The sequence below is a fragment of the Myxococcus hansupus genome (assembly GCF_000280925.3).
In the GTDB taxonomy this organism is placed as follows: Bacteria; Myxococcota; Myxococcia; order Myxococcales; family Myxococcaceae; genus Myxococcus; species Myxococcus hansupus.
The window spans coordinates 6,967,888-6,980,771 of sequence record NZ_CP012109.1; the positions used below are offsets into that span (position 1 = coordinate 6,967,888).

Genomic DNA, 12,884 nt, shown 5'->3' on the forward strand with positions numbered 1-12,884 from the left:
TCCGCACCCAGGGCCGGTTCCGAGGTGCGCGCGCGACGCCGCCGCTACCTCGGCAACAAGGGCGGAATCCGCTCCGCCGCGGAGTGCAGCACCGTGAGCTGCCGCAGCAGCCGCTCCACGTGCGTGCGCACCAGCGGGTCCTCGCCGCCCACCGGCGCCGGCGCGGGCATGGGCGCGGGCCGCCGCTGCTGCTCCACCGCCGCCGCCAGCTCCTCCAACACGCCCCCGGCGAAGCGCACCACGCCCGACAATTCGCGGGGCGCGGCCGGCTCGCTGCGGCTGGCGGCCAGCGTCGTCACCGCGGACGTGAAGCGGCGCGCATAGACGAGCAGCGCCATCACCGGCTCCAGCTCCCGGGCCGGGCCGTTCCACTCCCCCATCAGCCGCTGGAGGGACGCCTCCGCCGACAGCAGCGCGAGCCCCATCTTCCGCCGGGCCGCGCGCACCGAGGGCTCCGCGTCCGACGGCGAAGAGGCCACCGCCATCAGGTAGTCGCGGTCCGCGCGCAGGGCGAAGGCCACCTGGTCCGGCAAGCGCAGGTGCTCCGGGCTCGGCCACAACAGCCGCGTCCCCGCCAACGCAATCAACCCACCCAGCACGGTGTTGACGATGCGCACCCCCGCCAGCTCCCAGTCTCCCGTCTGAAGCTCCGCCAGCAGCACCAGCGCCGGGGTGAGCAACACCTGGAACGCCGACAGGCTGAGCGGCTGGATGCTCATCGCGACGGAGAACAGCACGACAATGGCCAGGAGGATGATGGCGGGGTCCCGCACGAGCGCCACGAGCCCCGCCGCCAGCGCCGCGCCCAGCAGCGTGCCCGCGATGCGCTGCAAGCTGCGCTGGAAGGTGAGCCCCGCGTAGGGCTGGAGCACGACGGTGACGGTGATGATGACCCAGTAGCCGTGGTTCAGCTTCAGCGCCTCGACGAGCGCCATGGCCGCCGCGGCGGCGAACCCCATTCGCAGCGCGTGGCGGAAGATGACGGAGCGGACGTTGAGGTTCTCACGCAGCGGCTCCAGGAGCGGCTGCCGCGCCGGCTCGTCCGCGGGCCGCGAGGGCAGCGCCAGCGTCTCCGGCACGGGGGAGCCGCCCTCCAGCCGCGCCGCCACGTCCACGGTGGCGTGGGCATAGTCGCGCAGCCGGTCCAACAGCGTGTGGACGTAGTGATAGCCCGCGCGCACGTGCGCTGGGACATCCCCTCCGGTGTCCAACGCCTCCAGGGCGCGCTTCACCCGCTCGGCGCTCCAGCCCGGGCGGTCGCTCACCTCGGTGCCCTTCTCCAGGGCGAGCCGGACGCGCCGCAAGTCCGCGGCCAGCTCCACCAACGCGCGCTGCACCTCCGCGCGAACGACATGGAAGCGCGGCTCGGTGGGCGCCACCTCCAACATCTCCGTGAGCGCGACGAGCGTCACCATCATCGCGTCCGCGCCTTCCAGGAGCACCAGCAGGTGCTCACCCCGGCCACTCTCCCCCGCCCGCCCCATGCGCGTGGAGGCCAGCACGGTGCGGGACTGCTCGATGAACTGACGCACCCGGGCCTGCCAGGGGGCCTCCGGCAGCACCCCCGCGGCGAACGGCGGCAGCCCTTCCAATGGCCAGCGGCTCACCTCCTCCGCGTGGTCCGCCAGCGCGTCGTAACACCGGGCGATGGCCAGCCGCGCCGGCCGGTAGGGGAACAACGGCCACAAGCTCAGCGCGAGGAACATCGCCCACGCGCCGCCCACCAGGAACAGGCCCGAGCGCAGCAGCGCGTCCGACAGGTCCTTGGCGGGAATGGCGAGCGACACCACGAAGTAGTTCGCGAGCACCACGCCCATCAGCCCCGGCGTGTCGCCATAGGAGCGCGCGAAGCCGCAGGCCGTCACCCACAGCAGCGTGATGACGACGTCGGCCCAGGGCGGCAGATGGAACGCCGCGGAGAGCCCCACGACCGCGCCCAGGAGCGTCATCGCCCCCATGGTGGACGCGCGGTAGCGATAGGGCCCGCCCCGGTCCACCAGGGCGACGAAGAGCGCGGCCAGGCCCACCCAGGTGGCCGCGGGCAGGTGCAGCAGGGCCGCGGCGGCCATGGGCCCCCCCACCGCGAGCGCGGCGCGGAGGCCGGCGCCGTAGGCGGGGCGCCCCGGTTCGACCCGGAGAAACGCGTGGAGATGGTGACGCAGCGGACCCATTGCGTGACGTGGCGCTCGGACGGGCACTCTAACAACCGCGCCACATCACGGCCCGACCTTCGCAGGGCTGCACATCCATGCTCCCGATGCGCCCGACGCCCTCAACGGGTGCCGGACAACACGGCGTCTTCCGCCCGTGTCATCGATTCGACGGACAGTGCTACCCGGCCTCGCGCTCCGGGCCCAGGTCGTCGAAGTCGTCCAGCGGGGGCTCCTGCTCCTGGAAGGAGCTGGGGAGCAGGCTGAAGGGCAGCACCTTCGCCAGCGCCGCGAGCAGCAGGATGCCACCGGGCGCCGCGAAGATGGCCAGCGCGGGGATGGCCTTCGCCACGTCGATGAGCTGGGCGCGCATGCGCTGGCGCTCGTCCCCCGTGAGCGGCTGGCGACGGGCCGCCTTGGTGAGCAGCACGGCCAGGTCCCCGGTCTCGCGGACCTCCTGCATCAACCGGTAGAAGTTGCGCTCCAGCGTCTCCTGGATGCTGGCCACCATGTCCTCGCCCATGGCCCCCGCGGCGTCGGACACGGTGAAGACATCCACGATGGCGCGGTGACGGGCGTAGAACTCCGCCATCTCCAGCTCCAGCCGGTGCAGCTCCGCTTCGGGGACATGGAGCGCCTGCGCCAGCTCCCGGATGAAGACGCGCTCGCGCCGCGTCTTGCGCCCGTCCACCAACGCGGCCAGCAGCGCCTGCTCCAGCAGGAAGTGGCTCACGTCCACGCTGCGCACCTGCCGCACCACGTCCCGCACCGAGCGGCGCCGCGCGAAGGACTGCTTCACCGCCGCCTTGAGCTCGGAGGTCAGCGCCGCGGGCAAGCGCAGGTCCTCCACCTGCCGCAGGATGGCGCGGCGCGCGGCCAGGCTCGGCGCCCGGTCCACGCACGCCAGCCCCGTCAACACGTCCACGAGCAGCGCCTTCTGCCGCGCCGCGAAGTCCAGCCGCCGCTGCGCGCGCTCCCGGTGCAGCGTGCCCCGTGAGAAGTAGTCGATGGCCTGCCGGCAGAACAACTGCGCGTCCGCGTACTGCGCGCCGTTGTGCAGCACCAGCCCGTACACCGGGTCCCCCGCCAGCACCGGCGAGCGCTTCGCCAGCGACGCCTCCACCTTCAGCGCCCACCGCCGAGGCACCGGCTGACCCGAGGCCAGCCGCGCCGCCAACGCCTCCGCCAGCGGCAGCTCGCCGGTGAGCACCGCGAACAGGACCAGGAGCTGCTCGGCCCGAGGACCCGTTGGGGCCCCCACGAGCCGGCCCAGCTCCAGCGCCATCAACGCCAGCGTCCGCACGACGGCGCGGAAGAGCTGGTCCTCCAGCGCCCGGGCCTCGAACTCGGTGGGCTCCCCCACCTCCGCCGCGGACGGCGCATCCGCGGGCGTGCCGTAGAGCAGGCCGCTGGCGCGCAGCGTGCGGCGCAGGTACGCGCGCGCCCGGGCCCGGCCGGACCTCAGCGGCGGCGCGGACGGAGCCGGCGCGCCCGCTTCAAAGGCGACCGTCTCCGCCAGGAGTGGCATGAGCCACCCTGCCTTGCTGAAATCCAACACGGGAACACCCCCGGACCGCCGGAAACACCCACGCGCGGAAAGAGCGGAGCGGGATGTAACCCAGCGGCCCCCGGGTTTCCACTCGGCCCGGGGACAGGGTCAAGGCCCGGAAGTCAGCGGCCGTAGAACCGCCACTTCTACCGGGCCCAACCATCCGCGCGCGGCGCCTACAGCGCGGTGGCCGCGCCGGGCTCCGGAGTCACCACCTTGGCCGTGCTGCGCAGCTTCTTCAGCTCGCCCGTCAGCGCCTCCGGGGTGCCCTGGAGCAGCGGGAAGGTGCCGTAGTGCATGGGAATCACACTCTTGACCTTCAAGAGGCGCACCGCCTGGGCGGCCTCCGCGGGGCCCATGGTGAAGTGGCCACCAATGGGGAGCAGCGCCACGGTGGGCTTGAACTGGGTGGCGATGAGCGACATGCCCTCGAAGGGGCCGGTGTCGCCGGCGTGGTACAGGGTGGGACCGTTCGCCATCTCCAGCACGTAGCCCAGGGGCGCGCCCGCGTACTGCGGGGCCGACTTGGGGTCCGCCGCGTAGCTGCTGGAGTGCACGGCCTCCACCAGGTGGAGGGTGACGTCCTTCACCTGGAAGGTTCCGCCCGCGTTGGCGCCCACGGCCTGGGCCTCCGGCAGGCCCAGCAGGTTGATGAGCTCGAAGGAGCCGAACACCTTGGCGCCCGTCTTCTGGGCCAGGGCCTTGGCCTCGCCCACATGGTCGAAGTGGCCGTGGGTCAGCAGGATGGCGTCCAGCGCCTCCGGCTGCGCGGCCCCCTGTGGGGCCTTGGGGTTGGTGAGCCAGGGGTCGATGGCAATCACCGCGCCGCCCGGGCTGCGGATGATGAAGGCCGCGTGCCCCCACCACGTCGCCTCCGCCTTGCCCTTCGCCGCCACCGCCGGGGCCTTCGTGGCCGCGACCTTCGCCGGGGCCGCCGCGCCCTGCGCCAGGGCCGTTCCACCGAGGGTCATCGCCGCGCCAACCACCCCTGCCAGGAACTTCGTCCGCATATCCATCCACTCCTGTTGTGTGAGGAGCCCCGCCACCTGACACTCACCGGGCGGCCATTCGAGGGCTCGCCATGGATGCCCAACCTCGCGCCGCGTCTCAAGCTCGATTCGGCTGTCGATACCACAGGGGGCGTGCGCTAACGTCGGCGGCACGTGGACCACCGATTTCAAGTCAGCCTCCGCGGGGTCATCGACCTCCTGTCTCACCACCTGTACAGCTCCCCGGGCGTCTACGTACGCGAGCTGCTCCAGAACGCCACCGATGCCATCCGCGCCCGCCAGCGCCTGGAGCCCGGCCACGCGGGCACCGTCCACCTGGAACTGATGGAGAAGCAGGACGGCAGCCCGCCCACCCTGCTCTTCACGGACGACGGCGTGGGGCTGACCGAGGACGAAATCCACCGCTTCCTGGCCACCATCGGTGAGTCCTCCAAGCGGGAGGCCCTGGAAGCCCGCCGCAACGACTTCATCGGCCAGTTCGGCATCGGCCTGCTGTCGTGCTTCATGGTGTGTGACGAGCTGCTGCTGGTGACGCGCTCGGCGCGCGGCGACGGGCGAACCCTGGAGTGGCGGGGCCGGCATGACGGCACGTACGCCGTACGGGAGTCCGAGCACCCGCTCGCCCAGCCCGGCACCCAGGTCTTCCTGGTGGCGCGCCCGGACATGACGGACTGGTTCAACCCCACGCGCCTGCGCAGCCTCGCGGGCCACTACGGCGGCCTGCTGCCCTTCCCCATCCACCTCACCACGGACCAGGGCCGCGAGCGCATCGACACCAACGGCGCACCGTGGCGCCGCGAGTTCGACAGCGCGTCGGAGCGGCGCAAGGCCCTGCTCGCCTACGGGCGCGACCTGTTCGACACCGACTTCATCGACTGCATCCCGCTGCGCTCCACCGCGGGCGACGTGGACGGCGTGGCCTTCGTGCTGCCCGCCTCGCCGCACTTCAACTCGCGGCAGAAGCACCGCGTGTACCTCAAGCACATGCTGCTGTCGGAGAGCGCGGAGAACCTGCTGCCGGAGTGGGCCTTCTTCGTGAAGTGCGTGGTGAACGCCAACGCGCTGCGCCCCACCGCCAGCCGCGAGTCCTTCTACGAGGACGAGGCGCTCGCCTCCGCGCGAGAGGCCCTGGGCCAGGGGCTGCGCGCCTACCTGATGGAGCTGGCCCGCGAGGACCCGCGCGCGCTCCAGCGGCTGATTGCCCTGCACGGCTTGAGCGTGAAGGCCCTGGCGCTGGATGACGACGACTTCTACCGGCTCGTCATCCACTGGCTGCCGTTCGAGACCTCGCTGGGGATGATGACGCTGGCGGACTACCGGCGCGCGCACCCGCTGGTGCGCTACACGCCCACCATGGACGGCTTCCGGCAGATTGCCCAGGTGGCCGGCGCGCAGGGGCTGTGCATCATCAACGCGGCGTACACGCACGACACGGCGCTGCTGGAGAAGCTGCCGCAGGTGCTGCCGGACGTGCAGGTGGAGCTCTTCTCCTCCTCGGACCTGCCCCAGAGCTTCGAGGAGCTCACGCTGGACGAGCGCGACGCCACCTTCCCGCTGCTGCGCGTGGCGGAGCGCGTGCTGGCGCCGTTCCGCTGCGGCGCGGTGGTGAAGAAGTTCTTCCCGGCGGAGGTGCCCACCCTCTACAGCTCGGACGCGGAGGGCGCCTTCCGGCGCGACGCGGAGCGGGCCCGCGAGGAGTCGGATGACCTCTACGCGGGGGTGCTGGACGGGCTGATGGCGGCGGCGGGTGGCGAGCCCTCGCAGTTGTGCTTCAACCTCCACAACCCGGTGGTGCGCCGGCTGGCGGCGGTGTCGGACCGGGACTTGATGAAGCTGTCGGTGGAGATGCTCTACGTGCAGGCGCTGCTCCTGGGACACCACCCGTTGAACGCCCAGGAGATGGTGCTGCTGAACCAAGGGCTGCTCGGCCTCATCTCCGCGCAACTGGGAGGCGACCCGGGGCGCGGGGGTGGAGAAGGCAGCGGCGGCGGCGGCGGACCCCGGGGGTTGCACTGATGGCCGGTGATTGGCGCGAGCAGGTCGAGGCGCTCCTCGATGAAGCCCTCGGGCTCTCCGAGGGCGAGAGCAAGGTTCGCCTGCTGGAGGAGGCCGTCCGGCTGGCGGACACGCACAAGGACGTGGGCCTCGGCTACCGGATGCGCGATGCCCTCATCGACGCGGCCACCTTCGGAGGCTTCCCGGACAAGGCGCTGGTCGCCTTCGCGTGGTGCCGGGGCCAGCAGAAGAAGGACCCCAAGCGCTTCGACCCGGAGGAGATGCTCTGGAAGCAGAAGTGGGTGGTGGGGCGCATCAAGGAGTTCCCACACATCTCCCGCAAGCAGATCACCGACGCGTTGGAGGACGTGGAGCAGTGCTACAAGGCCTCGGACTCGGGCGTGCGCGCGGTGCTGAAGCTGCGCTACCAGGCCGCGCGGGAGATGGGTGACGCCGCCGAGGAAGTGGAGCGGCTGTGGAACCTGTGGCTGGAGGCGCGCCGCGACCACCTCACCGACTGCCGCGTGTGCGAGCTGGACGACGAGCTGGACCACCACGTCGACAAGGGCGAGTGGAAGCAGGTGCTGCAGAAGGCCCGGCCCATCCTGGATGGCCGCAAGTCCTGCGCGGAGATTCCGCACCTCACGCTGGGCACGGTGCTCTACCCGCTGTTCAAGCTGGGCGAGCTGGAGCAGGCGCGGGAGGCGCACCGCCGCGGCTACGCGATGATTTCGAAGAACCGCGAGTTCCTCTCCACCGTCGGCGAGCACATCGAGTTCCTGGTGCTGACCGACAACCTCTCGCGCGGACTGACGCTGCTGGAGAAGCACCTGGGCTGGGCGTTGGACCACCCGAGCTACCGGGACCGCTTCACCTTCTACACGGCCGCCGCGCTCCTGCTGGAGCGGCTGCTGGCCGCCGGGGACCGGGACGTCATCAGCCTGCGGCTGCCCAAGGCCTATCCCGAGTACACGGCGGACGGCGGCTACCCGGTCCGCGCCCTGCACGCGTGGATGCAGGGACAGGCGCGGGACATCGCGAACCGGTTCGACAACCGGAATGGCACGGACCGGTTCGCGAAGCTGCTGGCGCGCAACCAGGTGCTGGCGAGCGAGGTCCGGCCCTTCCCCATCGACTCGAAGAAGTGACCGGCCCCGGCGCCCTCAGCGCTTGAGCTTGCTGAACGGGTTGTTGAACGGCTCCGGGCCCTTCTTCTCACCCGAGCTGGCGGGGCCCTTCGGCGGAGGACCGGGGGGCCGCGCGCCCTGACGCGGGCCACCACCGCCCCGGTCCGTCATCCGCCCCGCGCCCGTGGCTCCTCCCACGGCGGGCCGGCCCGACGGCTGCGGCGCGCCGCCCTCCTGCACCGCGCGCACGGAGAGCGCCAGCCGCTTGCGCGCCAGGTCCACCGTGAGCACGCGCACCGTCAGCCGGTCTCCCACCTTCACCACTTCGGAGGGGTCCTTCACGAAGCGCGTGGAGATTTGCGACACGTGGACCAGGCCGTCCTGGTGCACGCCCACGTCCACGAAGGCGCCGAACGCGGTGACGTTCGTCACCACGCCCTGGAGCACCATGCCCTCCTTCACGTCCTCCAGCGAGCGCAGGTCCTCGCGGAGCTGGGGCGCGGTGAAGTCGCCACGCGGATCTCGGCTGGGCTTCTCCAGCTCCGCCAGGATGTCCTTCAACGTCAGCTCGCCCAGGTCGGCGCCCAGGTAGCGCTTCGGGTCGATTTTGCGCACCAGCTCGGCGTTGCCCACCAGCGCGCCCACCGCCACGCCCAGGTCCTTCGCCATGCGCTCCACCACGGCGTAGCGCTCCGGGTGCACGGCGCTCGCGTCCAGCGGCTCGCTGCCGCGCACGCGCAGGAAGCCCGCGGCCTGTTCGAAGGTCTTGGGCCCCAGGCCGCTGACCTTGAGCAGCTCGCGCCGGGTGGTGAAGCGGCCCTTCGCCGCGCGGTGCGCCACCAGCTTCTTCGCCAGCGACGGCCCCACGCCGGACACGTGCTCCAGGAGCTGCGGCGACGCGGTGTTCACATCCACGCCCACCGCGTTGACGCACGAGTCCACCACCTCGCCCAGCTTCTTCTTGAGCAGGCCCTGGTCCACGTCGTGCTGGTACTGCCCCACGCCAATGCTCTTGGGGTCGATCTTCACCAGCTCCGCCAGCGGGTCCTGGAGCCGCCGGCCAATGGACACCGCGCCGCGCAGGCTGACGTCCAGGTCCGGGAACTCGTCACGCGCCACCTCGGAGGCCGAGTAGATGGACGCGCCCTGCTCGCTCACCGACACCACCGGCGTCTGGGAGCCCAGGGCCTTCAGCGTGTCGCGCGCGAACACCTCCGCCTCGCGGCTGCCCGTGCCGTTGCCCACGGCGATGAGCTCCGGCTTGTGCTTCTGCACCACCGCGGCCAGCAGCTTCGCCGCGCGGGCCCGCTCGTCCGCGCCCCGCTCCGAGTAGAGCGTCACCGTCTCCACCACCTTGCCGGTGACGTCCATCATCGCCAGCTTGGTGCCCGTGCGCAGGCCCGGGTCCAGGGCCAGCACGGCGCGCGCGCCCGCGGGCGGCGCGAGCAGCAGGTGCCGCAGATTCTCACCGAAGACACCGATGGCCTGCTTGTCCGCGCGCTCCTTCAGCTCCGCGCGCAGCTCCGCCTCCAGCGAGGGGCCCATCAGCCGGTCCCAACTGTCCTCCACCGCGGCGCGCAGCTCCTGCGCGAAGAGCGACTGAGGCTTCGTCACCACCCGCCCGGAGAGGAAGCTCTTCACCTCGTCATCCGGCAGGGAGAGCTTCACCTTGAGCACGCCCTCCTCCTCGCCGCGCAGCAGGGCCAGCACGCGGTGCGAGGGGGCCTGGGTCAGCGGCTCCTCGTGGCCGTAGTAGTTCTCGAACTTGGTCGTCTCGCCCTTCTTGGCCGGCACCACGTCCGAGCGGACCGTGCCCCGGCGGGCGCTCATCTCACGGGCCTCGCGGCGCAGGCCGGCGTCCTCGGCCACGCGCTCGGCGCAGATGTCCCGCGCGCCCGCGAGCGCCACGGCCTGGTCCGGCACATCCTTCTCCGGATTGATGTAGGGCCGCACGCGCGAGGCCACGTCCTCGCCGCGCCGGCCGTCCTGCTTCCACAGCAGGTCCGCCAGCGGCTCCAGCCCCCGCTCCCGCGCGATGGCGGCGCGCGTACGGCGCTTGGGCTTGTAGGGGAGGTAGAGGTCCTCCAGCTCGGTGCGCGTCTTCGCCGCCTTCAGCGCCTTGGACAGCTCCGGCGTCAGCTTCCCCTGCTCCTCGATGGAGCGGAGGATGGTGTCGCGGCGGGCATCCAATTCAGCGCGCTCGGTGGCCCGGTCGAGGATGGTCTGAATCTGGACTTCGTCCAGACCGCCGGTGACCTCCTTGCGGTAGCGCGCGATGAAGGGAACCGTGGCTCCGTCCTCCTGCAACGCGAGGGTCCGGTCCACCTGCTCGGGCCTCAGGCCCAGCTCCTGGGAAAGCTCAGCGGCGTAGGGATGCATGGCGCCGCTTCTATAACCCGCCCCCCACGCTGCTCCCAGAGACCGGCCGTTCGAAGCGCTCAGCCACCAACGGATGCCACGCCCTCGCGTCCCTCATCCGAGCGACGCGCGCCGCAGCTCCCACTCGGGCCGGAGCAGGCCCCAGATTTGCTGGTCCCTGCGCTGCCCCTGGAACAGGCAGTGCGCGCGCAGCGTCCCCTCCAACGCAAAGCCCAGCTTGCGCGCCACGCCTTGCGAGCCGACGTTCTCCACCAGCGTCGTGAGCCACACCCGGTCGAGGTACGGCAGCGTGAAGAGCTGCTCCAGCATCAGCGCCACGGCGCGCGTGCAGAGGCCTTGGCCGTGGTACGCGTCCGCCATCATGTAGCCCAGCTCGACGCGGCCGTGGACGCGGGACAACTCCCTCGCGGAGACCGTCCCCGCGAGCTGACCCTCCACCTCCACGAACCACCGGAAGCTCCGGGCCCGGGGCTCACCCAACACGCCCGCCTCCAGGATGCGCCGCAGGAGCAGCTCCCGCGTGTCCTCGTCCGTGTCCACGAAACGCCGCGCACCGGGCGCCGCGCGCATCTCCAGCCAGAAGTCCACGTGCTCCGGCCGGGCGGGGACGATTCGGACCTGGGATTCGGGAGCAACGGGCGCCATGCCGCGCTTCTAGCGCGCCACCTGCCGTGGCGCCTCCCGGAATTCCCGAGCCCCACCTCGCGCATCACCCCTGGGGGCAAAGACAAACCGCGGGCCCCTCTCGGAGGGCCCGCGGCTTGATTGAAACAAACGCTTCGCGACGCGTTACAGCATGTCCTCAATGATTTCCTTCGTGAGGATGGTCAGCGGAACGGTGACGGTGACGGCCGGCGTCGTACCACCGACGGCGCCATCCAACTGGTTCAGCTCCGCGGTATCGAGCTGGCGCAGCGTTTCCTTCTGGAGCAACGGCTTCTTCGCGGCGTGTGCACTCATTCTAGGAACTCCTTGTCTGGGAGAAGGCGCTACCGCGTGCCGACTGAGACATCGGCACGATTCATCATCGAGAACAACCGCTGCGCGGCGCGTTACTTCTCGAGAATACGCGTGGTGAGCTCGACCACCGGACGGGTGAGGACAATGACCGTGGGCGTAATACCTCCCACGGCGCCATCCAACTGGTTCAGCTCCGCGGTATCGAGCTGGCGCAGCGTTTCCTTCCGGAGCAACGGCTTCTTCGAGGACTGTGCAGTCATTCTAGGAACTCCTTGTCTGGGAGAAGGCACTACCGCGCACCGACTGATACATCGGCACGGGCACAGCATCGCCTCGACACACTCGAAGGCACCTGGCCAGCAGCCTCGAGGCTGCGACCCAACGCGTCGAGACGTCCTTGCGAACGGCGGTTCAGCCCTCGCCAGAGTCGCGCGTCATCGCCACCGTGGCGGCAATCACAAGCGTCGCGGAGACGATGGTGGGCGTGATACCTCCCACGGCCCCCTCCAACTGCCCGAGTTGCGCGGTATCGAGCTGGCGCAGCGTTTCCTTCCGGAGCAACGGCTTCTTCGCGGCCTGAGCACTCATTCTGGCGTCTCCATGTCTCGAGGTGTGAGCGACACCGTGCCGCGAACAACCAGCACGGCTCGAGCAGGATAGCCCAGCTAAAGTTTTCCAATCAAGCGGCAGGCGGTTTTTCAGGACAATCGGTCAACAACCGACACTCTGAAAAACCACCCGCCAGGTACCGCGAGCCGGGGACTGAAACACCCGGAGACCCGAAGGCTCCGGAGCAGTCCCCGTTACCACTAGTCGTTGGCCATGATGGTGATGGTGAGCCCGATGATGACACCGACACAAAGGGGCGTGCTCCCACCGACCGCGCCGTCCAGTTGAGCCAGTTGCGACGAATCAATCTGACGCAGCGTTTCCTTCTTGAGGGACAGCTTCTTGGCAGCCTGAACGTTCATCTTGATGACTCCTGTCGTGGGGGTGAAACGCAAGACATCACCGCGAACCGCGGCATGATGGACACTGCCCGAGACCTGGATGGCCTTTCGGCCATTCCGGTCACTTGTCGCTGGCGTCGATGAGGGTCCGCCCGATGGTATAACCAATCGTGACGGGAATGATGGTGAAGGGCGTCGTACCGCCAACCGCGCCATCAAGCTGGGCCGCATCAATCTGACGCAGCGTTTCCTTCTTGAGGGATAACTTCTTCGGAGGCTGAACGTTCATCTTGATGATTCCAATCGTGAGTTGGGAACACAAGACATCACCGCATTTCGCGGTACAACGAACCCTAGCTCAAGCACTTTTGAAACCACAAGCCGAGCACCACGCATTGGGGATTGGCGTCATCAAGCAGTCTTTGATGACACCAGACATCACTCGTGACTCAATCCGTTACAACGTGCGGGTGCGCGGCGACACAGTGGGCTGAACCGTGAGCGTGGCGACACCGATGACACCACCACCCAGCGCGGGCGTGTTGCCACCCACCGCGCCATCCAGTTGCGGCAGCTCGGCGACGACGAGCGTCCGCAGGGTCTCCTTCTTCAGGGTGGGCTTCTTCGAAGATGCAGTGTTCATGATGGGGCTTCCTTCTCCTGGAGGACTGACCACACCGCGCGCCGCGGAGGCCGCGCGGAGCCCCCCAAGCCTAAGTCACGAAAAACAACAGCCTCAAGAAATAACTGCACTCCTGCTGTAC

General features: G+C 70.0%; 13 protein-coding genes. 2 read left to right on the top strand and 11 right to left on the bottom strand.

Annotated elements, in window-relative coordinates; translation table 11 throughout:
* Window positions 1-44: 44 nt before the first annotated feature.
* The 3 genes from A176_RS27175 to A176_RS27185 all read right to left on the bottom strand — a co-directional run bounded on the left by A176_RS27175 (window position 45) and on the right by A176_RS27185 (window position 4,715).
* Window positions 45-2,069, bottom strand: coding sequence for an FUSC family protein (locus tag A176_RS27175; RefSeq protein ID WP_002635461.1), 2,025 nt, complete (start codon window positions 2,067-2,069; stop codon window positions 45-47).
* Between the two features lie 262 nt (window positions 2,070-2,331).
* Entirely contained in the window at window positions 2,332-3,678 is a 1,347-nt protein-coding gene (locus tag A176_RS27180) for an LETM1 domain-containing protein (RefSeq protein ID WP_021781018.1), read from the bottom strand.
* A gap of 197 nt (window positions 3,679-3,875) precedes the next feature.
* Window positions 3,876-4,715, bottom strand: coding sequence for a metal-dependent hydrolase (locus A176_RS27185; protein ID WP_044889367.1), 840 nt, complete (start codon window positions 4,713-4,715; stop codon window positions 3,876-3,878).
* A 147-nt stretch (window positions 4,716-4,862) separates the two neighbouring features.
* Here A176_RS27185 and A176_RS27190 point away from each other — a divergent pair, with 147 nt between their 5' ends.
* Window positions 4,863-6,725 carry an HSP90 family protein gene (locus tag A176_RS27190; RefSeq protein WP_002635458.1) on the top strand — a complete coding sequence of 621 codons (1,863 nt, stop codon included), beginning with the start codon at window positions 4,863-4,865 and terminating at the stop codon, window positions 6,723-6,725.
* Complete coding sequence (locus tag A176_RS27195) at window positions 6,725-7,852, top strand: hypothetical protein (protein WP_002635457.1); 1,128 nt, start codon at window positions 6,725-6,727, stop codon at window positions 7,850-7,852. The genes A176_RS27190 and A176_RS27195 overlap by 1 nt, the downstream gene beginning before the upstream one ends.
* Window positions 7,853-7,867: 15 nt before the next feature.
* Here A176_RS27195 and A176_RS27200 read toward each other — a convergent pair whose 3' ends face one another.
* The 8 genes from A176_RS27200 to A176_RS27210 form a co-directional block, all read right to left on the bottom strand.
* A complete protein-coding gene (locus tag A176_RS27200) occupies window positions 7,868-10,210 on the bottom strand; it encodes a Tex family protein (protein WP_002635456.1) in 2,343 nt (780 codons plus the stop codon).
* 93 nt (window positions 10,211-10,303) lie between these two features.
* Window positions 10,304-10,855: a GNAT family N-acetyltransferase gene (locus A176_RS27205; protein WP_044889366.1), complete on the bottom strand. Its 552-nt coding sequence runs from the start codon at window positions 10,853-10,855 to the stop codon at window positions 10,304-10,306.
* Window positions 10,856-10,999: 144 nt separating this feature from the next.
* Window positions 11,000-11,170: a hypothetical protein gene (locus A176_RS39390; RefSeq protein WP_002635453.1), complete on the bottom strand. Its 171-nt coding sequence runs from the start codon at window positions 11,168-11,170 to the stop codon at window positions 11,000-11,002.
* Window positions 11,171-11,262: 92 nt separating this feature from the next.
* A complete protein-coding gene (locus A176_RS39395; RefSeq protein ID WP_002635452.1) occupies window positions 11,263-11,430 on the bottom strand; it encodes a hypothetical protein in 168 nt (55 codons plus the stop codon).
* Between the two features lie 151 nt (window positions 11,431-11,581).
* Window positions 11,582-11,758, bottom strand: a complete 177-nt coding sequence (locus A176_RS39400; protein ID WP_002635451.1) for a hypothetical protein — start codon at window positions 11,756-11,758, stop codon at window positions 11,582-11,584.
* Window positions 11,759-11,979: 221 nt separating this feature from the next.
* A complete protein-coding gene (locus A176_RS39405) occupies window positions 11,980-12,141 on the bottom strand; it encodes a hypothetical protein (protein ID WP_002635450.1) in 162 nt (53 codons plus the stop codon).
* A gap of 100 nt (window positions 12,142-12,241) precedes the next feature.
* A complete protein-coding gene (locus A176_RS39410) occupies window positions 12,242-12,409 on the bottom strand; it encodes a class I lanthipeptide (protein WP_002635449.1) in 168 nt (55 codons plus the stop codon).
* Window positions 12,410-12,577: 168 nt separating this feature from the next.
* Entirely contained in the window at window positions 12,578-12,763 is a 186-nt protein-coding gene (locus A176_RS27210) for a hypothetical protein (RefSeq protein WP_002635448.1), read from the bottom strand.
* Window positions 12,764-12,884 lie beyond the last annotated feature (121 nt).

What these genes read in the sequence shown, in the direction of transcription:
- A176_RS39395 (WP_002635452.1), bottom strand. Translation starts at nt 11,430, where the DNA reads ATGACTGCACAGTCCTCGAAGAAGCCGTTGCTCCGGAAGGAAACGCTG.
- A176_RS39400 (WP_002635451.1), bottom strand. Translation starts at nt 11,758, where the DNA reads ATGAGTGCTCAGGCCGCGAAGAAGCCGTTGCTCCGGAAGGAAACGCTG.
- A176_RS27210 (WP_002635448.1), bottom strand. Translation starts at nt 12,763, where the DNA reads ATGAACACTGCATCTTCGAAGAAGCCCACCCTGAAGAAGGAGACCCTG.
- A176_RS27195 (WP_002635457.1), top strand. Translation starts at nt 6,725, where the DNA reads ATGGCCGGTGATTGGCGCGAGCAGGTCGAGGCGCTCCTCGATGAAGCC.
- A176_RS27180 (WP_021781018.1), bottom strand. Translation starts at nt 3,678, where the DNA reads ATGCCACTCCTGGCGGAGACGGTCGCCTTTGAAGCGGGCGCGCCGGCT.
- A176_RS27205 (WP_044889366.1), bottom strand. Translation starts at nt 10,855, where the DNA reads ATGGCGCCCGTTGCTCCCGAATCCCAGGTCCGAATCGTCCCCGCCCGG.
- A176_RS39405 (WP_002635450.1), bottom strand. Translation starts at nt 12,141, where the DNA reads ATGAACGTTCAGGCTGCCAAGAAGCTGTCCCTCAAGAAGGAAACGCTG.
- A176_RS39390 (WP_002635453.1), bottom strand. Translation starts at nt 11,170, where the DNA reads ATGAGTGCACACGCCGCGAAGAAGCCGTTGCTCCAGAAGGAAACGCTG.
- A176_RS39410 (WP_002635449.1), bottom strand. Translation starts at nt 12,409, where the DNA reads ATGAACGTTCAGCCTCCGAAGAAGTTATCCCTCAAGAAGGAAACGCTG.
- A176_RS27200 (WP_002635456.1), bottom strand. Translation starts at nt 10,210, where the DNA reads ATGCATCCCTACGCCGCTGAGCTTTCCCAGGAGCTGGGCCTGAGGCCC.
- A176_RS27185 (WP_044889367.1), bottom strand. Translation starts at nt 4,715, where the DNA reads ATGGATATGCGGACGAAGTTCCTGGCAGGGGTGGTTGGCGCGGCGATG.
- A176_RS27175 (WP_002635461.1), bottom strand. Translation starts at nt 2,069, where the DNA reads ATGGCCGCCGCGGCCCTGCTGCACCTGCCCGCGGCCACCTGGGTGGGC.